The following is a 22,446-nucleotide window of genomic DNA, read 5'->3' as shown; positions in this document are numbered from 1 at the left end:
TACATCTATTCATTGAGTAGATGTAGATTTCCCTCTTGATTCTTCCCAATCAATTCGTTTTTGTCGCTGATGAGCAATACGTTCCTCCACTAATTCTCGTGCAATTCTCGTACTATCCATTTCACGCATTTGAGTAGTAATGAGTCCTTTAAAACCTTGGAAAGCAAATAAGCCATTCATATACTCAATTAAAATCTGCGTATTTTTATCCGTAGCGTTTGTGCCAAGACGGATCTTCTTAAGTTCCTCTTTTAGTACGTCATGCAAGTTTTGACTGACGACTTCAGAAATATATTTCAATGACCATTCTTTACTTTGTTCGTTTCGATACTTTTGGCAAATATCCATAATGGCTTCGCCAGGAAAACGAAAATGATGCTCTTCCATATAAGATTGAATATACTCGTCTGTTTCCGTATCTAATGAAATGGTACGTCTCTGTTTTTCCATTATTCATACCCTCTTTCCGTTGTATGTTTATGTTCGATTTCTTTTTGTAATCGTTCATAGTGCTGTTGGTTTTTCCAACTTTCATATTCACTTTTAAAAGCTCGTTCTATTCTTTTTAAGGATGCATGCATCGACACATGCTGCTGAAATCCTTTTGGACGTTTGGATGTTTTTACATGCTCGATAAGACGTTGAGCACGCTGCTGCTTTTTATCATAAGCCTTCATTTCTTGTAAAAAAGCATTGCCCATTCGCTGATATAACTCATCGATTTTATTCTGCTTATAATCTTTATATCGTTTTTGATCGCTTATTCCTTCTCCATAAGCTTTCTTTAATTCGTTGACCTCTTCATCTAGTTTGTTAAGTAGCTGTTGGTACTCTTTTTGATGATGTTTTTCAATATAGTGTTGACTTAACGTATTGATTAAAGGTTTAAGGGGCTTTATGGTTTGATATCCATACTGCCATTGTCTTTTATCAACCGGTAGATGATTATAAATTTGTAGAAACAAGGGTTTCATGTGGCGGTTTTTCCATGTTATCGAGGAATCTTGTTTCTTTCTATCTACCATGTGAGTGCGAATTAACTCATTAATTTCTTTTTGATGATCGCCTCGCTCTAGGATTTGATTTACTACTTTAGACTTCATTGCATCTAATGTTTGAGGTTTTCGTTTTCCTCGTTTGCGTGTAGGGTCTGGTTCTACGGTGGCAATATGAATATGAATGTTTTGGGTATTATAATGAATAGCAGCCGACCAAACAGCCGACTGATCTAACTTTTCCCTTTTAAGCATTTCCTCCATTGATTGACGAGTCACATGCATTAACTTTTGTTCATTAACTGTATGAGTACGTGCATTATATAGCCCATTTTCTTCGAGCCACGCATTATGGAAGGTGATAACATCTTGCCACATGATACTCTGATTTTTTTGTGCGGTTTCAAACAGTATTTTTAATTGTTGCTTCTCTTCTTTGTTTAACTGATCAGCGTGTTTTGTAAATAACGCTGAGGTCTTTTCAGGGTTATCCATGTAATCATGATAATGTGAAAAATGTAGCTCAGGACTCTCTTCTTTTTGGGCTTCTTCACGATCGACATACTCTACATAATCTTGAAAGGCTTTTTGATTGGCTGTAATGAATTTTGTTTTCAGTACGACACCCGGTGTAAGAGAAGCTACACTCATCGGTTATACCTTTCTAAAATAGCTGCTACCAATTCTCCTCGTTTGGCAGCTTGTTTTTCTTCTACTTCTTGAAAGATTTCCATTATCGATCGCTTCATGCTTTCTTCCATACAAAACCATTCATTTCGTAGAAAGAGGCGCTCCGTTTCCATGAGTTGATTTATTTTTTCAGCGATGGCTCCTACCATTTCCTCGACAGATGGAACAGGTACAATCTGACTTGGTGTTTCTTGTTTTTCTTCTTGTAGTGTTTGATGCTCTAAACAGATACGAGCAATCGCATCTCCAGGAAAACGAAATTGTTGTTCTTTCATATATTCTTGAAGATATTCGTCCGTTTTTATATCGAAAGAAACCATTCTTCTTTGTTTCATTACTCTTCATCTCCCTCCATTAATTCTGTGATAAATTGATTCATCGTTTCCATGACTTCTGTACATTTTTCTACAGTTTGAATATTGAAATGGACCAGATTCTCTAACTCCTTTTCTCGGTCTGTTTGTGCTTGAAATAACGTAAGTGTTTCAAGCTGACCTTTTAAAAATTCTTGACGAGACAACTTCTTTTTCTTGGCTAATTCATCTATCTTTTTAACGGCAATTGGATCTACATTTCGTATTTTAATCTCCATTTTATCTTCCCTCTCTTTTTTAGTAGTGCTCTCCCCTCAAAAAAAGAGAAGAGCATAAGGGGTTTTTGCCCCCACAGACTGTGTGGGGCTAGGCAAAGCCTAGCAAAACCATGGGGTCAAGAAAACCGTCTTCCTGTGAACCTACTGTGAACCTGAAACCACTTATGTGAACCTGCTGCGAACCTCAAAAAATACAAAATTTAGATAAAAAATCAGGCATGTGAACCTACTGTTAACATGCCTTTTTTCACTTCATGACCAAATCCTGTTCTTTTTCGTTCAACATTTTCAGCTTTTCTTGCAAACTTTTTTGCTCATCTTCATAGAGCTGAATGCTTTCATCACTAGATTGAATTGCATCTTTTTTCATCGCAATTTTTGATTCTGTATCGGCTTTCTCCTCATCAACTTGGTACTTCATATCACGTTGTAACTCGTTCATTTCTTGTTGGATTTGACGTTTTTGTTTCGCTTCTATAGCCATGGCCTTTTCATAGTTTTGTATTTTCTTTTTCACTGTTTTTTTCTCCAATGCATTTACTAAAAGGGAATAGTCTTGCTTCTGTTGAAGGCTCTTTCCTTTCCCTTGTTTCGTCTTCTTTTGATCGGAATAAAGGGTTGTAAGGAATGATTGACTGTCTTCTTTTTCAGCTGTATCTGTTGAATAGTGGCTCGTCATATCCTCCACGTTCACCGTTTCATTCTCTTCCTCTTCTTGATACAAATCAAAGGCAAGTGCTTCCCAGTGAGGCGATAAATTATTTACTCTTACTACGTAATATCCTTCATCTTCATAAACGACTTTCACAGGTAATTTCACGTTTGGGTTTGCTTTTTCCATCGCAGAAAAGGAGAGGTTTTCATCCTCTCCTTGATCGATTTTCACCACCATATCCAATGCATGGGCTGTTGGATAATACACACGTTCTTCAAGCGTAATATTTCCCGTTCCTGCCGTCGAAATCGGCTCAAACGGTTTCGTATGATAGAGCCTGTCGTCCGTATGAATATAAAATTTTGACGTTAAGAGAGACAAAAAACCAAGAAAGAAAAAGGCTAAAATGACTGTGTATTTCCATGACTGTTTTCTCCGTAAATTAAACCGGTAATCGTCTAGTTTCTTTTTAATTGTCAATGTGTTAACCTCATTTCAAGATCTCTGTTTTTAATTCTTCGACACTATAAACAACCCATTTCTTTTCTTCTTTTCGTAATAAAACCTGAATGATGTCATGCGTTTGATCGTCTACATTTTCCTCTTTGATAACCAGATGATTGGTAAACTCTGCGATCACTTTTACCTCATCTTGCCCCCCATCAAACTGTTGAACATAAAGATGAAGGTCACTTGGGTTGGAGCTATACGTATTGCCATAATCAAAGGTTTCTGTTGGATAAAATTGCGCATAAAGTTCTTTGTCCATAATCGCTTTTGCAATCTTTTTTCGTTCCTCAAATCCTTCTTTTTCACGATGGTAGGACACATCAATAAACTGTTTGACGGTATCTAGGTACGCTCGCTTTTGTTGTTCTTGCGCAGAAGGAAGCACCTCATTCAATTGCTTTTTCAATTCATTATTTTCCTGTTTTAATGTGTCATTAGTGACTTGAAGTTGTTTCGAAGCTGTCGCTTGAGAGATATTCTGATTGAGGTAGATATTCCAAATGGTCACGCCTGCAATCGCAACGGCAAGCGCTCCAAATAATATGACACCAGCTTTATTTTTCATTGTGGATTCTCCTCGTATATTATATTTAAGCCCTATTTAGGAGCTAAGATCTGTTTCCATATTAATTAATAAACTAAATAACATATTACTTGGATGTCTCAAGATATTTCTAGATAATGATCATAGGATCATTTGGGACAATTCTTCTTTCTCCTGTGGATTAACCACAATGTAAGACTGTTTCTCAGTGAACGCGCGGGACTCCCTACTCGCAGGCTGAGCAGCCTGTCATTCGAACCTAGAGGGTAGTAGCTCTATGGCGGCTTTCGAATGCAGGGGAAGCTCTGATACACGAGGTTGTTGGTCGGCGTACACACTAGAGATATCTCGAGACGTCCAAGGAAATGCCAAGTGATTCTAAATCGAAAGGAGGTCTCTCCCGTGAGATTATTTGTTGGTTTAGATGTAAGTTCGTTTGATATGAAAGTATGCATTTTAAATGGTGAAGGAGAAAAGCTGAATGCCTTTACCGTCACCAATGACTTACCAGGCGCGACGTTGCTTAAAGAGCTTTTATTGGACTGCATAGGCGATCAAGAAGTTGACGTCTTAAAGATTGGCTTAGAATCTACATCGGTCTATAGTTTTCACCCGTCGATGTTTCTCCATCATGATGAAGACTTAAAAGTCTTCGGTGCCAAGGTGTTTGTCATGAACCCTAAACAAATAGCTAATTTTAAGAAAAGCTATTCGGACATGAACAAAACAGATGAAATCGATGCCTTTATCATTGCGGATTACTTACGTTTTGGACGTAACCAGATGTCAGTGGTCAAAGAAAGCCAATACGTGGCCTTACAACAACTGACTCGGTCCCGTTACCAACTCATTCGTATGATGACAAAGAAAAGCAGCATTTTCTTCAACACCTAAGCTATAAGTGTAATACTTTCTCTCAAGAAGTAGACTCCTCGGTCTTCGGTAACGCAATGATGGAGCTTTTCTTAGAGAAATACAGCTTGGAAGAACTAGCCCACCTACCACTGGAGGAACTAGCAGCATTCCTTCAAGAGAAAGGGAAAAACCGATTTGGTGACCCGAAATGTGTGGCAACCTCCATTCAGAAAGCCGTGCGATCTTCGTATCGCTTGGACAAGGTAGTGGAAGATTCCATGGATGTGATACTTGGGACCTCGATCGAGGTCATTCGCACCTTCCAAAAGCAGATAAAAGAAATTGACAAAGCGATCAAAAAACTGATGGCTGGATTGACACACACGCTTGAATCCATCCCTGGCATTGGTCCCGTATTCGCTGCGGGTATCATAGCTGAAATTGGCCAAATAGACCGGTTTGATGATGAAGCTAAAGTAGCAAAATACGCAGGTCTATACTGGCGAAAGCATCAGTCTGGGCGCTTTACTGCCGAAGACACGTCCCTATCACGTAACGGTAACCACTACTTGCGATATTACTTAGTTGAAGCCGCCAACTCCGTACGAAAGCAAGTTCCAGATTACCGGGATTACTACGTGAAAAAGTACAGTGAAGTACCAAAACATCAACACAAACGTGCACTCGTTCTAACCGCAAGAAAACTCGTGCGATTGGTGGATGCGCTACTACGCAGTCACCAACTCTTTACGCCAGAAAGGGGCGTGAAAATATGACATAAAACTTGTCATCGCTACCTTTCAAATAATTTCCAGTAAATAACATTCGTTACTGGTCTAGTTTCGTGATGCTTTTTTTAAGTAAATTGCCCTTTGATAACTTTACGTTCTTTCATTTTTCAGTTGACATACTACCGCAGGTCTTTAAAATCGTTTTACACGTCCGTTAAATTTGTCACCAAAGTAGGTGCCTTTTTCCATACTCGCAATAGCTACGCCCGTTTTTCCTTGGCAACCTAAGAACTTATTGTCACCCACGTAAATGCCCACATGGCCGTCTATCTTATACGTATCAAAGAACACCACATCACCGGGCTTCATGTCTTTTGGATTGATCGCTTGCCCTTGCGTTTTAAGGGTATCTGTTGTGACACCAGACAATGGACCGACATTCACACCTACCTGTTCAAACGCCCATCTCACAAAACTTGAACAATCAAAACGTCCTGCGTTAATATCAGATTGAGAGCGTCCTCCACCGAAAACATAACGTGTTTTTCCTATGAGGGTTTCACCTGCTTCAATGACTTTCACACCGGATTTATTTCCACTTCCACCACCTGAAGGAGTCGTAGGTTTTCCATCAGCCGCAATCGTTCCTGTGTAATATTTCAATACCGCAGACACGTACAATGCGTCGCCGTAACATGCCCCGTAGGGTATCATTTCAGGACGCACACAGTGATAATTCCCTGTATGTTTTAACTTTTGATATTGGATTTTAGAAAATTCAATCGCTAACTCTGGCGTGTATTTTCCACCATGTTTCATAGCAAAATTGATAAAACCACCGCCAAAATTATAACTCTGTAGACATAATTTCAAATCATATTTCGCTTTTTCTAGTACACTTTTGAAGTGCAAAACCCCTTTATCAATTGATAATTCTGGGCTCTTAATACAGCCAACCGTACCGTCACAATAGGACTCTGAGCTTTGCATCGGATCGCTTCCTCTTCCGCCACTTTCTTGCATCATCAGTGCCATCATAATCGGCACATACGATTTATCTAAACCATGCTTTTGCGCATATTTTTCAAGTAAAGGTTGATACCTCATGACTTCTGGTGACACATTCGCCGTTCCAACTCCAATGCCTCCACCTTCAATTTCTGTTACCTCTCCTTGTTCATTCTCGCTTTCAAATCCGCCTGTTATGGCGACAAAGGTTCCCATGAGTAAGAGGCCCGATAATCCTAACAGGATCAACGCGCCCCCAATCAAATATTTTTTAGGAATGAGATGCAAAACGACATGCAAGACTTACGCACCTCCTCCGTATAGAGCTTTCTCTTCTTCATCCACTTCGATATGGAAAGGAATGTTTTTGACGGCATCAATGGATAAGATCACATCCCCTGTGGCAAGCTTCGGAATCTCCTCAAGTTCACTGGATGTGATCCCCGTTCCAAAAACGCGTTGAATCGTTTCAATGCTGTTTCGGTCTTGTTGCATGATAAATTTATACTGCGTAAATTCAAATAGTTTTTTGATTTCCTCGATGGCTGTTTGATCCGAACCCTCTGGCACAAAGTCACGGATGGAGTGACTCGCAAAGATTAATCCGCCAAAGTATTTACGTGCTTCTCGGCTAAATTTACCTAGAAACTGTAGGGCATGTTCATTTCCTTTTCTTGTGTTGATGATGTGATGAGACTCGTCAATGACAATAAGGTAACGAATGGCATCTTCAAAGGCAAGTTCGCCTCGCCCGTAAGCTTCCATTTGAGGAGCTCCTTGTTGGAGCATGTTATCCCACAACATGTTCATCACATTAAACAGCTGCGCTTGAAAGATTTCACTTTTCAAACTTGATAAGTGTCGAAGCGAAAAGAACACGATTTGTTCCTCTGCGAAATTATCAATCGTTGAAATGCCATCAAATAAATTCGCGTAGGTTTCCACGAGATTAATAATGTTTAGCTCCATGAGCTCTAATCGATCTCTGCGCCCATCTCCCAAGTGAGCATGATGGATCTTTTCTTCAAGGTCAGCATAAAGTTCTTCGCGAATATATGCTAAAAAATCACTAAATGTGGGATAATCTTCGGGACGAAGACTTGTAATATTGTTGACATCGCCTTTTTCTTCATCCCATAATTCCCGTTCAATATAAAACTTCCGCAGAAGGTTTTCATATTCTTTGAGTTCTGCATCTGTTGCTTCGGGCGCAATAAAACGGTAGAAAATGGTCAATTTAGACAAGTGATGCGTAAAGCTTAGCGTCTCTTTTTCATCCGTTTTATAGACTTGTAGGGGATTAATTTGCCCTTCCGATCCATCAAGAGAAACCTGCTTTCCTCCCAGTTGCTGCACAAGGTCTTTAAACTCTCCAACGATGTCTAGTCCACGGATCTTATAGCCTTTGATCGCGTTATCCATCGTGACTTTTTTGAGGAAGGTCGATTTTCCAGCCCCCATGCGTCCAATCATTACCGCGTTGTAACTTTTTCGCTGTTCGTCTTTATGAAACAAATCAAAAATGACGCTGCCGCCTGTTCCTGTTGTCCCTTGGTATGTTCCATAAGGGTCATCTAGTTTCATAAAATGAAAAGGAAACCCTCCGGCTAACGCAAGTGCGGGGATTTCCTTTCCTTTTCGCTTATTAGGGTATTTCTTTTGAATATGAAAAGGCGTGACCATCGACTCCCATTCATACTCTTGTTCATTTAAGAAAATGGATCCTCGGAAGTTATGGGTTTCAAGGTGATGAATGACTTCTTTCACGTGTTGTTCTAAGTCAGGAATCGTTTTAGCTGCAAGGTAAATACGAAGGTGAACACGTTTAATGACTTCGCCATTCACCACATGCCGGTACAAGTCTTTCATGTCTAAATATTGTTCCTGGGCATCCATTCGATCAATGTTTTCTTTTGCATTAATATGACGAGCGTTTTGCTCACTCATATTTTTACTAATGGCTGCCACGACTTCTTTACGGTTGTCACTGATCACATCAAGGGTCGTAATCGCATTCGGCATATTCATAATCGGGGCTAACCAGAAGTTATTCACGTTGGTTGGGTAGCCGTATACATGAACGCATGTGGTATACCCGTCACCATTGCGCGTCAGATTTTCTTTGAAGCTCACGCCTCCTTGCGGCTGAATTTGGGCAATTAAGCGTGGGTTATAGCCTTTCTTTTGTTTTTCTTGTTCAGGCGTTTTCTCTTTTTTACGAAATGGAATAGACATCATATTGGTTTCATCCTCTCTTCTTGATTTTATCGTTTCTCTATAGGTTCATGAACAAGGTGAAAAGGATTCACGTTTCCCTTTTCGACCTCTATCACTAATTTCGTTCCTCCTACTTGCTGCAGCATATGAGTGAAGCCCTCTATTTTTTTATTCATTAAGCATTCTCCTTCTCTATTGTTTATTGCCGAGCTTGGCATTTTGATTATAAAGTTTATAAAGTAAATCAATTTTCTTTTCTTGTGACACCGTTGATAAAGGCAGAATGGATTGAACATCACGCATGAATTGAGCATGACGGGCGATGACATCCGTTTCCTTGTCCCCATAGAGAAAGAGGAAGTATTCACGATTGGTGCGCCCCCACTCTAAGTATTGCAGTTCCTTTAATTTTTTCTGTAGGAACCGTAGGAATAAGGCATCCTCTGATTGTTGGATTTTCTTCTGTAAAAACTGTTGTTGTTTTTGAGTGGATACAGGTAAATTCAAGGACACCACTTTGAGCGACTTCTCATCCCCTTGATAGCCTTTGGCTAGCATATAAATGTGACGATTCGCATCTTCCTCATTTAATGAGTTTACATCGGTACTTTGAATTTGCCAGATATCAAAATAGCCTCCTTCTTCTTTCAGTTCAAACAGGCCATTCTTGGTTTGATCGATAATTGGAATAATATCCGTTACACTCTTTTTAATTTCTGGCGGTTTTTCCTTTTTCTTTTTTATTTCTCCTTTTGACCCTTCACGACTAAAAGGAAAAAGTTTTTTTGAGGAACGTGCTGCTTGTTTTTGGATCTCCTTTTCATCAAATATCGCCATGTGGTAACCCTCCTTTATTCATAATCCCGATCAATGGCGCAATAGGTGCTTTTCTTGCGTACCATCGTGAGTAATAAGATTTCATACATCCGTTTTTGAGGATTGGTTAAGGGTCGAAGAATCATAATCAGACCAAATATGCCCATAAACACGTAAAACGGAATATGGAGCATCGGATGAATAAAATAGCGTAACATCATCGTGAAAAGTAATAAGCCGATGATAAACAACAAATCAAATAAATAAAGCGATTTATTAATCTTCAATTCCGTTGAAATCTCTTTGGGAATTGTATAGTTTGCCATCTAGGAATCTCCTTTCCATAAAAAAGAGAAGTAACGCCCGTTACTTCTCATCTAATTTCTTTTGTTTCTTAGACACAAGTTTACGTAAATCTTGCCCCGTATTACGCCCGATTTGATACGAGCGCTTTGTCTTATGAAGCGTTGGTGAGCTTTCAATTCGGTTCTTAACGTTTCCTATTTTCCCTTTAACATTATCACGCACGACATGGGCGATATTCCGCGTTTCTGTCCGATGTTGATGTGGCATTGGAATATCACTTGTGGAAGCAGGAACCTGATCTTGCTTGATGGTTTCTTTTACCTGACGAGGTTCTTGGGTAGTTGCCACTTGTCTTTGTGCCTGATCCATGTCTCTCGGCATCGTAATAGAAGGTTCATTTATTGATGAAGGAACCTTTGTACTTCCTATAGAAGAGCTGCTTTCACTTGGGCTGCCACTATAACCGGAAGTTTGGATCTCCTCTTGAACAGGCGTACTTACGCTTCCTATAGAAGAACTGCTTTCACTTGGACTTTCACTATAACCGGAAGTTTGAATCTCCTCTTGAATAGGTGTACTTACGCTTCCTATAGAGGAGCTGCTTTCACTTCGGCTTCCACCATAACCGGAAGTTTGGATCTCCTCTTGAACAGGTGTACTTACACTTCCTATAGAAGAACCGCCTTCACTTGGGCTGCCACTATAACCGGAAGTTTGAATCTCCTCTTGAATAGGTGTACTTACGCTTCCTATAGAGGAGCTGCTTTCACTTCGGCTTCCACCATAACCGGAAGTTTGGATCTCCTCTTGAACGGGTGTACTTACACTTCCTATAGAAGAACCGCCTTCACTTGGGCTGCCACTATAACCGGAAGTTTGAATCTCCTCTTGAATAGGTGTACTTACGCTTCCTATAGAGGAGCTGCTTTCACTTCGGCTTCCACTATTTCCAGAAGCCGCCATTTCCTCTTGAAGGGAAGCTCCTCCACTTTCTACTGTAGAAGATGTTCCCTCACTTGAGCTGTTATCATCGTAACCAGAAGCCGCCATTTCCTCTTGAAGAGAAACTCCTCCATTTTCTACACTAGAAAATGTTCCCTCACTTGAGCTGTTATCATCGTAACCAGAAGCCGCCATTTCCTCTTGAAGAGAAGCTCCCCCGTTTTCTACACTAGAAGATGTTCCTTCACTTGAGCTGTTGTCATCATAACCAGAAGCCACCATTTCCTCGTGAAGAGAAGCTCCTCCGTTTTCTACACTAGAAGATGTTCCTTCACTTGAGCTGTTGTCATCATAACCAGAAGCCGCCATTTCCCCGTGAAGAGAAGCTCCTCCGTTTTCTACACTAGAAGATGTTCCTTCACTTGAGCTGTTATCATCATAACCAGAGGCCTTCATTTCTTCATGAAGGGAAGCCCCTCCATTTCCTGCGATGGCTGTATTTCCTTGTTGCTCCCCTTTTCCTTGGGCGTAGTTAACATTCCCTTTTTGTCCACCTTCTTGTTGACCGGATTCTCTGCCGGTTGCGGCTCCTTGCTTCATATCTCCTCCCTGTTGTCCTTTAGAAGCATCTTTTCCATTTCCTCCTCCGACTCCGGCTTTTTTCATTTCTTCATGTAGACTGGATTGTTGGCCGTTATTCCCTTTACTTCCTACTAATCCTTTACCAAGCCCTCCAAGACCTGCGGCAGCTTGAAGAGCACTGCCAGCTGCACCTTTTCCAAGACCTCCAATCCCTTTTGCAAGATCTGTTGCATTTTTGAATGTCCCTTTCGCACCATTCATAGTGCTTTCTATTCCTTTCATCATCGCAAGACCGCCTGCGACAGCCCCCCAACCACTTTTGAGTCCCGCATCAATTCCGAAAAGACGCTCACACATGACCGGTCCATCTACAACTGCAATACTAAAGGCAATCTGAAGAATAAGCGTTGTGACACCTTCCGTGTGTTCAGCTATATAAGTCATGCCTATCAGATAGACTTTCATCGAAATGAAAATCATAATAATCACTAGGAACGTATTCAATATGTTTTGTAGAACAGTTTTTAACTTTTGTCCATCTCCTACATCCGCAGGGGCTACTAACTGAGCCAAAATTGCATTAAACCCTAGCTCATAGCATAACTTTGCTAGTTTAATAGATATAAACAGCATCGTCATGCCTGTGACAAAAAGAGAAATAGCAATCGTCCAAAAGTTCCAGTGCCAGCGATAGTAAAGCTCTGGAAAGAAATCAAACCATCCATTTTCAAGCTCTACTAACCCTTCTTTTCCATCAGGGGTAATGGCAGCTTTATGAGTTAAAATTTCCCGCCCTTCTTTACTTATCTCTTTATCTTCTCCTATTTTAAACTTATCATCTATTTTCTCAGTAATATCAATCATCTGAATACGATTTTGTGGTACTTTATTGGGTTCTTTCAGTTTAGGTGTCTTCCACCCATTCACATCAAATTGAGCGACATCGGTTATATTTTGTTTAATAATCTTTTCACTAACAGTACTATCTCCATCTAAATCAACCGCATCAATGGCTTGATCGGTAAATCTATCAGCTTTTACCATACCTGTGTTTAATAAAAGCAACACAGCCATTGAAATAAAAATGTTAATCATGATTTGTTCTCGATTAACTTTTTTATGGATGATTAACATATAACCGATATACAGGAAGGAAAATGCCCACAAGATATAGAGAAACGGCTGGATCTCTTTAATGAAATCTTGAATCGCAGGTGAATTAAAAAAGAGCTTAATGCCTAATACCTTGTCTGTAATCCCTTCTAAACTATCCACGAGAAAAGATAGTACTTGTATAATGCCCCACCCTATTTTTCTCAATAAATACGAAGCAATGTTTCCTTTATCAAGGTAATCGGCAAATTCATGTAGCTTTTTCAGAATCTCTTCATTTTTCATTCTCTTGCCTCCTTTCTACACTCTCACAACCCTTGAAATAAGGCATCTACTGTCATGTTTAATCGCTGATCGAGAAGAGAAACACGAATTTGAATTGGTGCTTCTCCCTTTCTTCCTTTTTCAAGATGGACCGTTCCATCTAACAACCCAATGGCGATCTGTCTTCCTTCCTGTACAAGAGGCGAATACGCCTCTAACATCTGTTCTAATTCCTTTGAAATAGCTCTCATTCCGTTTCTCCTCCTTTAATATACGTTAGTTTTTGGCATGTTCTTTATCTTGTTCACACGTTATTAAGATCTTATTGATCGTTTCTTCAATTAGCTGATAATCTTGTTCATCCAACTGATCTGTATAAGATGATCCCATAAACTCATCGTAAAAGGCACCCATAGATTGTTGTTTAAATACCTCCACTGGGATAGCTAAGGAAGGAGCGACTGTGGTTTGCATGTATGTCCATACTCCTTCATCCAATGAAAAGAATGCTTCAACCGTTTGGCTTTTCCAGTTTTCGCGATTCACATCCGCAAAAGGTTGATCCTTCTCTTCTACAGATGCTTTTTCTTGTAACTCTTCCCCTTTCACTGGTTCTGGCTCTTGTTTGGCTTGTTTTTGGAAGGAGAAGAAGTTTTCAATGGCTAACTCTCTTGGATTCACTTCCTTATGCAAGGATTCAATATCAATGTCTAACAGTGAACGATCCGTGTTAAAATCATCTCCAAGATATTCCCATCGGTATTTAAGTGCGGTTTTCCCTGTATTATGAATGGGATGAGCTTTGATACGCCGGCGTGATTGGTCTTGACGTTTGACGACACGCACCACGACGCTTTCCCCTTCTTTCAGTTCCATCAGCTCATTGGGTGTTAATAATGGCTTGGCATCCACACCCTCCGTCTTATTTTTATCCGTTGATAAGGTCTTTCCACTTCGAGACGTAGAATTGATGGTCCCGTCTCCTAACTTCTTTGAAATTTCTTGTGCTGTTTCATAGTTATTCGTTAAAATATAAATAGTATTTCCGCAGTTCCCTTCAATCGTAGCTGCGTCTTCACCATATTTATTTTTGAGCTGCGGATAGGCTTGAATCACTAAATTAAAGCGTATATTTCGTCCTAGACAAACCGTGATAATGTTTGCCATTCCTTCAATCGCTGGCATATTGTAGGGTAAGAACCCGGCGCCTTAAGACCTCTCGGTCTTAGGTTTCCGAGAACTCCCCCCCGAACCGTACGTACCCCTCTCAAGGTATACGGCTCTCCATCTTTTCAGTCTAGCTTCCCATTATGCAGGTCATGATGACACTTTCGACAAAGTACCATCGTTTTACGACTTCTTGCTATCATCTGTCTTTCCCATTTCTTTTTCCCTTTAAGGTTCTTTAACTTTCGAACATGATGAACTTCCATTGAGCCTTCTTCAGCCTTACACCATTCACATTGATTAGCCATCAACCTTTGGATAAGCGATGTTCGGGATTGGTATGATACTTCCGAAGGAAGTTTTTCTATATCCTTTTTAGTTATAGGAGCTTTATTCCTACGAAATCCCTTATCATAAAGCACTTCCGTTTTCTTACCGGACTTTGTCATATAACTGACTTGGAATATTCCGTTCACCATAAATTTTTGTTTAGCTTTACCTAAGGTAGTACGGTACTTATTTGCTAAGGTTTTGTACATAGAATATTCAAGAAGATACTTATAACTGTTTAGATGGCACACATTAACTGCCAGTTGGTAATATTGATAGGTTCCACGTATCTGGGCGTTATAGTTTCTTAAAATCTCAAGAGGAACCAATTTAATTAACTCTGGACGGTGCATTGGTTTCCATTGACCTGTCTTTTGGTTGACCTTTATTACCCCTTTTTTAAACAGGCGACTATAAACAAGATCAGTAGGCATATATAGTTCACATTTTAACGAGAATGCTCTTGTTTTTATTCCATCGCTTCGTCGTTTAGAGTGAAAATCTCGCAAAACTTTAACGTCATATCCTAAAAATCGAGCCTTATGCCTCGTATTTGTTATAAGTGTTTTCTCCTCGGATAATGTTAGCTTAAGTTCTGATTTCAAGAAATTAGCAATGTCTTTTTTTACCTTGTACGCATCTTCCTTGCTTCCAATAACTCCAATGAGAAAGTCATCTGCATATCTAACATATTGGATTCGTTTATAATTCTCATCCATCGGATATCGTTGAGGAATACGTTCTCTTTCAGCTAACAACTCATGTACCTTATTGGTTAATTCTTTTTCCCGTACTTCATCTATTTCCTTGGATTCCCTCAGTTCTTTCTTAACCCTGTTTATTTGATGTTGTATTTTAGAATAAGCTGGGTTTATCCTTCTAACTTTTCCTACATCAAAAGTTGACTTATACCGATTTATAAAATTATCTAACTCATTTAGATAAATATTTGCTAGTAAAGGGCTAAGAATACCACCTTGTGGTGCACCACTAAACGTTTTATGAAACTTCCATTCCTCTAAATATCCGGCTCTAAGGAACTTCCATATAAGCGAAATAAATTGTTCATCATCTATCCTCTTCCTTAGGGTATGGATAAGGATATGATGATTAATATTGTCGAAAAAACCTTCGATATCACCTTCAATGAACCATCTACTCCCAGTAAAGGTTCCTTTGACCTGAATTAGTGCTGTATGGCAACTTTTTTCAGGGCGAAAGCCATGAGAGAACTTACTAAAGGTTGGTTCATAGATGGATTGTAATAGGTTTTTGATGACTTCTTGAACTAACTTATCTTCTACGGAAGGTATGCCCAACGGACGCTTTTTTCCATTTTTCTTTGGAATATAAACTCTTCTTACTGGTTTTGGTTGGTAAGAATAATCTCGTAACTTATCAATTAGTGCTGAGATTCTTTCTGTAGACATTCCGTCAATGGTCTTTCCATCTGTTCCAGCAGTCATGTTTCCTTCGCTGGCGTATATATTTTGATAGGCATCAAGAAAAAATAATGGGTTATACAGATTTCGATATAATTTTTTGTATTTATATCCTGCTTTGTTACTGTGAGATGCTAGATTTCCTAATACGATTTTTGGGCTTCGCAAGAGCCTCACGCCCCTTCCCAATTTAATATTAGTCGAAAAGACTGTTCTCCTTTGCCTTGTACGAGGCTTTCCCTCGCTCTGACTACTACGAGAACTCCGTTACCATATTGGATTTTCATGAGCCACATACCTTGCTTTTTACACTTGGTATCATCCTCAATAGCCTCCTTACGAGGCGTTCCAAGTTAGGTAATCCCCATTTAGTACATATAGAAACTAGACTAATTATGATGTCGGATGCCACTTTCGTCCGTTACTTGTTATCCAAGTTAGCCAGTCTTTGGTCTGCCATACGTATCACGTATGTTCAATGGAAACTTTGGCAATATTTCCATTCTTGACTGCGAAGCGTTTCAATGACCCTTCACTTCGGGCGACGATACTCCACTTTGGACTATGGTTCACGCAGTTTAGCATTCATCCTTATTCATAACATTTTTTACCTTGCCCCTCAGTCGTACCTAGGTCACTTTGGTAACTTAGGGCTTTCCTTGCATGCTCTGGTCCCCTCCGGGTTTCCCCTTGTGGGTAAGCAAGGCGGTAAATGGGTTAAGCGCAGACTCCCATCTCTTGTCTAAGGAGATTCTCTATATGCCCGTATGGGCGCACTCCAAATTCATCCAGTAAAAACACCACTTCACGATGACATTTGTTTCCTTTAGCCAGTGAGGCATTTTTGGCTAATACATAATACAGTTGACGCACAAAAATAGAGGCAATCACATGATTACTAGAATCATAGTCAGGTGTCACCATAAAGATCGCAATTGGCTTTGTAAAATACGTCACTTCGCTTACGTGGATGTCTGGATGTTGCTTCTCCACACGAAAAGAGGTCGTTCCCTTTTTTCGATCGATGTTATAGACCGACACAACCGTTTCATTTTTATGATCGGTGACAATCTGGTCGTTCACTTTTTCAGCAATACGGATCTCATTTTCTTTTGGCTTAATCTCACTTGTAAAATTAAGTTCAAATAAGCCTTTGGCATCCGTCTTAATACTTTCCACTTTCCCATCGGGAAAGGTAACCTCTAAACGCGTAAGAGGCATGGCTTTTCCTTTCAGGGTCTTCCCAAAGCCTACGCGCTTTAAATCCACACTATTTTTAGCCGTCATTTTCGCAATTTCGTCAAACGTGAAAATAGATAATCCATTCATTGTTTGGGTAAAGATCCCGCCCCGTGTTGTGCCTTTCGAGAAGTTTGATGTCGCATACTGCATTTTCGCAACACTATTTGTTGGTAACTCATCAAAGTACATATCTAAAGCATTTTGTGTATTTCCTTTTTTATCTATCACGACTTCTTTCGATCCTAGCTCTGACAACATGTTTGCTACGGTGTACATCGTAATCTTTTCTTCTGTTTTTTCCTTAATGCACTTATCTGTTACGGCTAAAATCATGGCATTACATAGACTCATCGCACATTGTTGCCAAAAGGGATCTTTCGCATTTGGATTGTAGTAAAGCGTGTAGGATAGTGTGTTACAAAGTGCTTGGGCAGTTGAATAATCTCCGTCTTTATACGTTTCTTTAATCATTTCTAACAAGTTATAGCTCATGGATTCTAAGGGATTTAACAAATTCAATACTTCGATGTGATAGCCTCTTTTTTCAAGCGTTTCTTTGGACGCTGCAAGCAATTCAGCTTTTGGATCATTGAGGATTAGTGACGGCTGTTTTTCAGCCCTTGAATACACATCAATGGCTGGAATGACAAAGGTTTCTCCTTTCCCTGATCGTGTAATCCCGATAATGAGATTATTTACGGGCGTATCGTCAATTAATAAGTGATTACGAGTTGTAAATAGTTGATGTGCTTTGACCAATTTATCCATCCCCTTTAACTTTTGATAGTCGTGCCAGTTATGAATAAGATTGCGCGTTTTGATGCGAGAGATTGGTACACCACCTCCGCCTGGATAATGCTCCGTTTTCTCGGGTACTTTTCGATATTGTTTTTGAAGCTCTCGACGTGTTGTAAAGCGTCCCGATCCTTTTTGATTTTGATTTAAATCTTTAAAATTAGAACGTACATCATACGTTAATTTGGCCGTCAATAAGCAGGCGATGAGTAACATCATGCAGTAAATGGCTGCATACTGATGGGTGTTCATTTGCCAGAAAAACGAGAGAGACAAATGAAACGGCTGCGGATCAAACACATCACTAAATGTGGTTTGAATAAGACTTCGCAGCGTATTGAATAAAAAGTTTAAAATCAGAAAAATAAGCACAAAAAAACAAGCACTTAAAGGAATAAGCACTTGTTTCTCGGCTACGATATATCTCATGGACTTATTAGGGTGCATGTTGTACCTCCTGTTGTACGTGTGTTGATAGTGGGATCACATATGATGAACTAGATGAAAACGAAAAGTAGGATTGATCTCGTGCATCATATTGTTGTTGAAGGTACTGAAAAGCCGTTTTGATGTCCCAGTTGACCTCTTTCATATCCTCTTCGGTTATGATATACGCTTGATTTTGGATAAACTCCTCTCGTTCTTGATGAGTAAGGGCTGATAATTCAAGAGGCGGTAACTTAGGCTTGGTACACACTCTGAACTTATATGCGTATTTGAGAAAATCATCATTAATCGTAATGGACTCAGCATTTTTGAAAATTACCACCATGTGATCTTCTAGGAGAATCACACTGTTTATACTATTCGCAATTCGTTGAGCATGAAGAGGAGTGGTACGGAATGTTCCTAGTTCTAGTTCTAGGAAAAGATCCTCATGTCCATACTCCACACCAACGACAAAGGATTGTCGCTGATTCTTGGCTTTGCTACTGGTATACATGCCAGTCATCCTTTCTCTTAAACTTTTTTAGTAGTAGGAAGTACCATTTTTTATGCTCTTCATTCAAAACGAGACATCACAGGCAACTTATCAATTATTTGTGAACCAGAAGCGTAAGTCAGCAGCGATTTCTCATAAGGCATATATAAAATTTCTTTTGGTGACATTTCCCTACCTATAAGGTCGCTAAAATATTCAGCGTCCTCCATGCTCTCAGTTCCCATTAATAATTTCATTAGACAGCTATTTAAAATTGATTTAGCAGCCTCTTTTCCGTATAAGCGATTTAAGCAATCTACTGTTTGAATGACAAGAGAAAATTGAATTTGATAGGAGTTGCACGTTTCTAAAAGGCGCAGTAAATCAGGTATTTTATAACCACGGGCTTCTTCAAATAAGACATGAACACCATGATATCTCTTTTTTGTATTTGTTATGAATTCATATAATAGTTTAAAAAGTTTCCTTACTCGCTCTTCTTCAGAAGCGTTATGATAAAATGCATGTACATGAAGATATAAGATCGTCTTCTTTTCAAAAAGCTGTTGAACTAAGTGCTTTAGTACTCCATCATGGCATTCACTTAGAGATTTGGTCTCAATGTTATAACCTTGATTCCCTTTTTCAACATAGGTCTGTTGATATAATTCTCTTGCTGGATCAATTACGATCAAACTTCTCTCTTGTTCTACTAAGATATTTGGAACACTGTAGGTTGACGTTTTACCGATACCTGTCTTTCCTACTACAAGAACATTCTGATTTCCACTTTCCTTCAACGAGGCGATTCCTTCTTCACTCATACCTAGCATCAGGTTTCCTTCATAAAAATATTTGTTGAATAGTTTCTTTTTTAAATAGAAGGCTCTTCCTTTTCCCATTTTTCCTAGGATAATAGAATTTTTAGAGCTATTTTTATGATAAAACGCCATGATTTCTCCCTCCTATAATTATTGTTTTTTATAATCCAGGCCATAAAGGAGTGGCAATTCCTCGTACAATGTCTGGATGCTTAATCCCTATATATAAGATCACTCCCAACGCAACATACACCATCCAACTGAAGCATTTTATCACCCTATTCTCTTCCTTTCTCCCTTATATATTTTTCATGACTTCTTCTTGTTTCTTTTGTTGATCGGCTAAGGATTTGATTTTCTTCTCGTCTTTTTGGTCTTTCTTGTTTTCCTCTTCCACTTGTTTTTTCGTTTCCTCTAACTCTTTTTTGGTTTGTTCATAGGTTTCTATTTTTTGATTTAATTCTTGATTCTTAATATGAGCTGCTTCTTTTTTCGCCTCCTCCACCTTATCTAGTTTTAAATAGCTATAAGCTTTCATTTCGTATCGTTTTTCTGTCATTTCAACACCTGATTGACGCATCATGTCCTCCCAACGTTGTTCGTGATAGGCAAGATCAAACGCACCATTTGGGGAAGGAAAAGACTGTTGGAATTCTTTTAAAGCGCCAACATCTTCTTTTTGAGCAATCATGTTTTCCACAACCTGAGGATTATTTCCTTGAAGCTGTACGGCCTCCTTATAATTTTTTTGACTAACGAGAAGGCTCGTATAGACGTCTTTTTGTTCTTCCGTTAGGTTTTTCTTTGGAATAGATGAAAGCTTCTGCAAAGCACCTTCTCGCTCTCCTAAAAGAGCATCCTCATAAATATTGGTTAGTCGTTGTTCCAATTTAACCTGTTTTTGTAAATCTTGAATCGTTTCAGCTCGATTTTGGGAAGTAGCCACGGTTGAGAATGAAGTAGCTGAAAGGATGAGAAGAGCTAGAATGCCTCCTCCAACCATCCATTTTCGGTGATGCGCAGATGATGGAATGTTCGTTAGGATATGATTTCTGGAAATAGAAAGACCATCTGATTGTCTCAGATGGTCCGGTATCTGTTCGTTCAATCGTTCCAGAAAGATTCGCTTTCGCGCTTCTTGTTGGTCGTTCATTTTTACACTCGTTAATGTCTTACAAATATGATCCACCACATGAGAAGCAGTACCTGATCCAAAAGATAAGGCTCCACGATAAAACTCGATGCCATCGTTGTCGAGGACAACAAAATCAACCTTAGCTTTTTTCTGTTTCTCTTGGTACTCTTTTTCAATCTGCGATGTGACCTCGCATGCTTCTCCAATCGGCATCTTATGAAACGCCTTCAATTGGTCAATTTGATTTTGCATAAATAGGACAGATAGCATATTTTCCATTCCTTTCTCCTAAAAATGGGCATAGAAAAAAGCTATACAACCCTTGTGTATAGCTTTTCTTAACCACCAAAATGAACATTTGTGTTAACCCCTTCGGCTAACTGATACGCACCCATAACAACAATCAAACCAATTGCTCCTCCTACAAACCACGCGATACATTTATGACGACCTCGTTCGCCTCCCAAAATTAAATGATAGCCTCCTACACAAAACGCAAGTGCTGCGGCTACCATAGCGATTCGTTGCAACCATTTGATAATTGATTTTCCACTTTCGATGAGCCCTGTCATCCCGTCCGCAGCTCCCAGTGTTAAATGAGAGGTTAACTGCGTCACATCTACGCTATTCAATAAATCTAACATGTCTTTCACTCCTCTTATTTGTTAATTTTGCATTACTGGAATACTTGTTGGCTTTACAGAAACTTGTTCATTTACTTTTGGTTCTTTTTTCTCCTCCTCTTCCTCTTGGCCTGTAAAAGCACTCAATGCTTGAAGAATTAACTCTTGATTCTCTTCAATGAATTGTTGGTGTTGTTGATGAAGCCAATCGTTGTACTTTTGGTCATTCACTTTTAATAACTTTTCTACAAGATCTTTTGACTTCTTTACGTCCTTTTGCGAAACGGTCATCTTATCACCACCTTTCAAGGGAAAACGCTTATTCTTCAAAGTACAGTTCTTTTGATGTTTTAATGAAATGAGATAGTTCACTTTCTAACTCAGATGGCTCGTATTCATCAAACTCAATTTGTTTTTCTATTTTCCCTTTTTTGTAAACAGCCAAAGTATTAATATGTTGCTTCACGCCATAATCAGATTGAGTTTTATCTAATTCAAATTTGGGGTCATCAATATTTAATTCTTTAGCATCTACATCATTTTCCTTTAAGGCTTTTTTGACATCATTCATATAGACTACACGTTTTTCTTCGTCAAACGAACACATGACAAATCCTGTACCATCTTCTTTCATAAACTTTTTCATTTCAAGAGGACTTAATGCTTCTAGTTGACCATTTCCTTGTACTGGACTTGAATTCTGAGAAGAGATAGCTGCCGTGCCTATTCCTAATGCAACGATAATCCCTGCGGCTGCTGCCACAATTTTTTGTTTACGATTCATCATTCATTCTCCTCGTATATTATATTTAAGCCCTATTTAGGAGCTAAGATCTGTTTCCATATTAATTAATAAACTAAATAACATATTACTTGGATGTCTCAAGATATTTCTAGATAATGATCATAGGATCATTTGGGACAATTCTTCTTTCTCCTGTGGATTAACCACAATGTAAGACTGTTTCTCAGTGAACGCGCGGGACTCCCTACTCGCAGGCTGAGCAGCCTGTCATTCGAACCTAGAGGGTAGTAGCTCTATGGCGGCTTTCGAATGCAGGGGAAGCTCTGATACACGAGGTTGTTGGTCGGCGTACACACTAGAGATATCTCGAGACGTCCAAGGAAATGCCAAGTGATTCTAAATCG

The 22,446-nt window shown here is 39.3% G+C and carries 20 protein-coding genes and 3 pseudogenes; 1 reads left to right on the top strand and 22 read right to left on the bottom strand.

Features of this window, described 5'->3' with window-relative positions:
* Positions 1-9 precede the first annotated feature (9 nt).
* The 6 genes from BG04_RS28200 to BG04_RS28175 all read right to left on the bottom strand — a co-directional run bounded on the left by BG04_RS28200 (position 10) and on the right by BG04_RS28175 (position 4,007).
* On the bottom strand, positions 10-450 hold the full coding sequence (locus tag BG04_RS28200) for a hypothetical protein (RefSeq protein ID WP_034656077.1): 441 nt from the start codon (positions 448-450) through the stop codon (positions 10-12).
* Entirely contained in the window at positions 450-1,646 is a 1,197-nt protein-coding gene (mobP2, locus tag BG04_RS28195) for a MobP2 family relaxase (RefSeq protein WP_034656079.1), read from the bottom strand. The genes BG04_RS28200 and mobP2 overlap by 1 nt, the downstream gene beginning before the upstream one ends.
* The gene (locus BG04_RS28190) at positions 1,643-2,020 is read right to left on the bottom strand and encodes a hypothetical protein (RefSeq protein WP_034656081.1); all 378 of its coding nucleotides are present in this window, start codon (positions 2,018-2,020) and stop codon (positions 1,643-1,645) included. The genes mobP2 and BG04_RS28190 overlap by 4 nt, the downstream gene beginning before the upstream one ends.
* Positions 2,020-2,277 carry a hypothetical protein gene (locus BG04_RS28185; RefSeq protein ID WP_034656083.1) on the bottom strand — a complete coding sequence of 86 codons (258 nt, stop codon included), beginning with the start codon at positions 2,275-2,277 and terminating at the stop codon, positions 2,020-2,022. Before BG04_RS28185 ends, BG04_RS28190 begins: the two co-directional genes overlap by 1 nt.
* A gap of 247 nt (positions 2,278-2,524) precedes the next feature.
* The gene (locus BG04_RS28180) at positions 2,525-3,412 is read right to left on the bottom strand and encodes an OmpH/Skp family outer membrane protein (protein WP_034656085.1); all 888 of its coding nucleotides are present in this window, start codon (positions 3,410-3,412) and stop codon (positions 2,525-2,527) included.
* A 10-nt stretch (positions 3,413-3,422) separates the two neighbouring features.
* Positions 3,423-4,007, bottom strand: a complete 585-nt coding sequence (locus tag BG04_RS28175; protein WP_034656087.1) for a MerR family transcriptional regulator — start codon at positions 4,005-4,007, stop codon at positions 3,423-3,425.
* 381 nt (positions 4,008-4,388) lie between these two features.
* Between BG04_RS28175 and BG04_RS28170 the strand changes: the two are divergent.
* A pseudogene (locus tag BG04_RS28170) lies at positions 4,389-5,617 on the top strand (IS110 family RNA-guided transposase).
* Positions 5,618-5,764: 147 nt separating this feature from the next.
* Here BG04_RS28170 and BG04_RS28165 read toward each other — a convergent pair.
* The 16 genes and pseudogenes from BG04_RS28165 to BG04_RS28095 form a co-directional block, all read right to left on the bottom strand.
* Positions 5,765-6,880 (bottom strand): bifunctional lytic transglycosylase/C40 family peptidase, encoded by a 1,116-nt coding sequence (locus BG04_RS28165; protein ID WP_034656066.1) that lies wholly within the window; start codon positions 6,878-6,880, stop codon positions 5,765-5,767.
* A gap of 3 nt (positions 6,881-6,883) precedes the next feature.
* The gene (locus tag BG04_RS28160) at positions 6,884-8,818 is read right to left on the bottom strand and encodes a VirB4 family type IV secretion system protein (protein WP_034656063.1); all 1,935 of its coding nucleotides are present in this window, start codon (positions 8,816-8,818) and stop codon (positions 6,884-6,886) included.
* A 26-nt stretch (positions 8,819-8,844) separates the two neighbouring features.
* Positions 8,845-8,973, bottom strand: coding sequence for a hypothetical protein (locus BG04_RS31730; protein ID WP_256656522.1), 129 nt, complete (start codon positions 8,971-8,973; stop codon positions 8,845-8,847).
* A 16-nt stretch (positions 8,974-8,989) separates the two neighbouring features.
* Entirely contained in the window at positions 8,990-9,634 is a 645-nt protein-coding gene (locus BG04_RS28155; protein ID WP_034656060.1) for a TraC-like domain-containing protein, read from the bottom strand.
* Positions 9,635-9,648: 14 nt separating this feature from the next.
* Positions 9,649-9,939: a DUF5592 family protein gene (locus BG04_RS28150; protein ID WP_034656057.1), complete on the bottom strand. Its 291-nt coding sequence runs from the start codon at positions 9,937-9,939 to the stop codon at positions 9,649-9,651.
* Positions 9,940-9,979: 40 nt separating this feature from the next.
* A complete protein-coding gene (locus BG04_RS28145) occupies positions 9,980-12,841 on the bottom strand; it encodes a pLS20_p028 family conjugation system transmembrane protein (RefSeq protein WP_051975677.1) in 2,862 nt (953 codons plus the stop codon).
* A gap of 23 nt (positions 12,842-12,864) precedes the next feature.
* Positions 12,865-13,071, bottom strand: coding sequence for a hypothetical protein (locus BG04_RS28140; RefSeq protein WP_029325442.1), 207 nt, complete (start codon positions 13,069-13,071; stop codon positions 12,865-12,867).
* Positions 13,072-13,488: 417 nt separating this feature from the next.
* Positions 13,489-14,008 (bottom strand): annotated as a pseudogene (locus tag BG04_RS31890) (TraG/TraD/VirD4 family protein); the annotation flags it as partial.
* 104 nt (positions 14,009-14,112) lie between these two features.
* A complete protein-coding gene (locus tag BG04_RS28130) occupies positions 14,113-15,927 on the bottom strand; it encodes a reverse transcriptase/maturase family protein (protein ID WP_177623026.1) in 1,815 nt (604 codons plus the stop codon).
* A gap of 600 nt (positions 15,928-16,527) precedes the next feature.
* Positions 16,528-18,243 (bottom strand): annotated as a pseudogene (locus BG04_RS28125) (VirD4-like conjugal transfer protein, CD1115 family); the annotation flags it as partial.
* Positions 18,233-18,739 (bottom strand): hypothetical protein, encoded by a 507-nt coding sequence (locus BG04_RS28120; protein ID WP_034656054.1) that lies wholly within the window; start codon positions 18,737-18,739, stop codon positions 18,233-18,235. The gene BG04_RS28120 and the pseudogene BG04_RS28125, both read right to left, overlap by 11 nt.
* Before the next feature lie 59 nt (positions 18,740-18,798).
* Positions 18,799-19,671, bottom strand: a complete 873-nt coding sequence (locus tag BG04_RS28115; RefSeq protein WP_034656050.1) for a type IV secretory system conjugative DNA transfer family protein — start codon at positions 19,669-19,671, stop codon at positions 18,799-18,801.
* Between the two features lie 166 nt (positions 19,672-19,837).
* Entirely contained in the window at positions 19,838-20,953 is a 1,116-nt protein-coding gene (locus BG04_RS28110) for a hypothetical protein (protein ID WP_034656047.1), read from the bottom strand.
* Positions 20,954-21,012: 59 nt separating this feature from the next.
* Entirely contained in the window at positions 21,013-21,318 is a 306-nt protein-coding gene (locus BG04_RS28105) for a hypothetical protein (RefSeq protein WP_051975674.1), read from the bottom strand.
* Positions 21,319-21,339: 21 nt separating this feature from the next.
* Positions 21,340-21,588 (bottom strand): hypothetical protein, encoded by a 249-nt coding sequence (locus BG04_RS28100; protein WP_034656045.1) that lies wholly within the window; start codon positions 21,586-21,588, stop codon positions 21,340-21,342.
* Between the two features lie 28 nt (positions 21,589-21,616).
* Positions 21,617-22,084, bottom strand: a complete 468-nt coding sequence (locus BG04_RS28095; protein WP_236702276.1) for a hypothetical protein — start codon at positions 22,082-22,084, stop codon at positions 21,617-21,619.
* Positions 22,085-22,446: the final 362 nt, after the last annotated feature.

This window comes from Priestia megaterium NBRC 15308 = ATCC 14581 (assembly GCF_000832985.1).
In the GTDB taxonomy this organism is placed as follows: Bacteria; Bacillota; Bacilli; order Bacillales; family Bacillaceae_H; genus Priestia; species Priestia megaterium.
Note: the sequence above shows the minus strand (reverse complement) of the source record. Positions and strands in the feature narration are given on the sequence as shown.

Coding starts and splice junctions, on each gene's coding strand:
- BG04_RS28200 (WP_034656077.1), bottom strand. CDS start 450: ATGGAAAAACAGAGACGTACCATTTCATTAGATACGGAAACAGACGAG.
- mobP2 (WP_034656079.1), bottom strand. CDS start 1,646: ATGAGTGTAGCTTCTCTTACACCGGGTGTCGTACTGAAAACAAAATTC.
- BG04_RS28190 (WP_034656081.1), bottom strand. CDS start 2,020: ATGAAACAAAGAAGAATGGTTTCTTTCGATATAAAAACGGACGAATAT.
- BG04_RS28185 (WP_034656083.1), bottom strand. CDS start 2,277: ATGGAGATTAAAATACGAAATGTAGATCCAATTGCCGTTAAAAAGATA.
- BG04_RS28175 (WP_034656087.1), bottom strand. CDS start 4,007: ATGAAAAATAAAGCTGGTGTCATATTATTTGGAGCGCTTGCCGTTGCG.
- BG04_RS28160 (WP_034656063.1), bottom strand. CDS start 8,818: ATGATGTCTATTCCATTTCGTAAAAAAGAGAAAACGCCTGAACAAGAA.
- BG04_RS31730 (WP_256656522.1), bottom strand. CDS start 8,973: ATGAATAAAAAAATAGAGGGCTTCACTCATATGCTGCAGCAAGTAGGA.
- BG04_RS28155 (WP_034656060.1), bottom strand. CDS start 9,634: ATGGCGATATTTGATGAAAAGGAGATCCAAAAACAAGCAGCACGTTCC.
- BG04_RS28150 (WP_034656057.1), bottom strand. CDS start 9,939: ATGGCAAACTATACAATTCCCAAAGAGATTTCAACGGAATTGAAGATT.
- BG04_RS28145 (WP_051975677.1), bottom strand. CDS start 12,841: ATGAAAAATGAAGAGATTCTGAAAAAGCTACATGAATTTGCCGATTAC.
- BG04_RS28140 (WP_029325442.1), bottom strand. CDS start 13,071: ATGAGAGCTATTTCAAAGGAATTAGAACAGATGTTAGAGGCGTATTCG.
- BG04_RS28120 (WP_034656054.1), bottom strand. CDS start 18,739: ATGTATACCAGTAGCAAAGCCAAGAATCAGCGACAATCCTTTGTCGTT.
- BG04_RS28115 (WP_034656050.1), bottom strand. CDS start 19,671: ATGGCGTTTTATCATAAAAATAGCTCTAAAAATTCTATTATCCTAGGA.
- BG04_RS28110 (WP_034656047.1), bottom strand. CDS start 20,953: ATGGAAAATATGCTATCTGTCCTATTTATGCAAAATCAAATTGACCAA.
- BG04_RS28105 (WP_051975674.1), bottom strand. CDS start 21,318: ATGTTAGATTTATTGAATAGCGTAGATGTGACGCAGTTAACCTCTCAT.
- BG04_RS28100 (WP_034656045.1), bottom strand. CDS start 21,588: ATGACCGTTTCGCAAAAGGACGTAAAGAAGTCAAAAGATCTTGTAGAA.
- BG04_RS28095 (WP_236702276.1), bottom strand. CDS start 22,084: ATGATGAATCGTAAACAAAAAATTGTGGCAGCAGCCGCAGGGATTATC.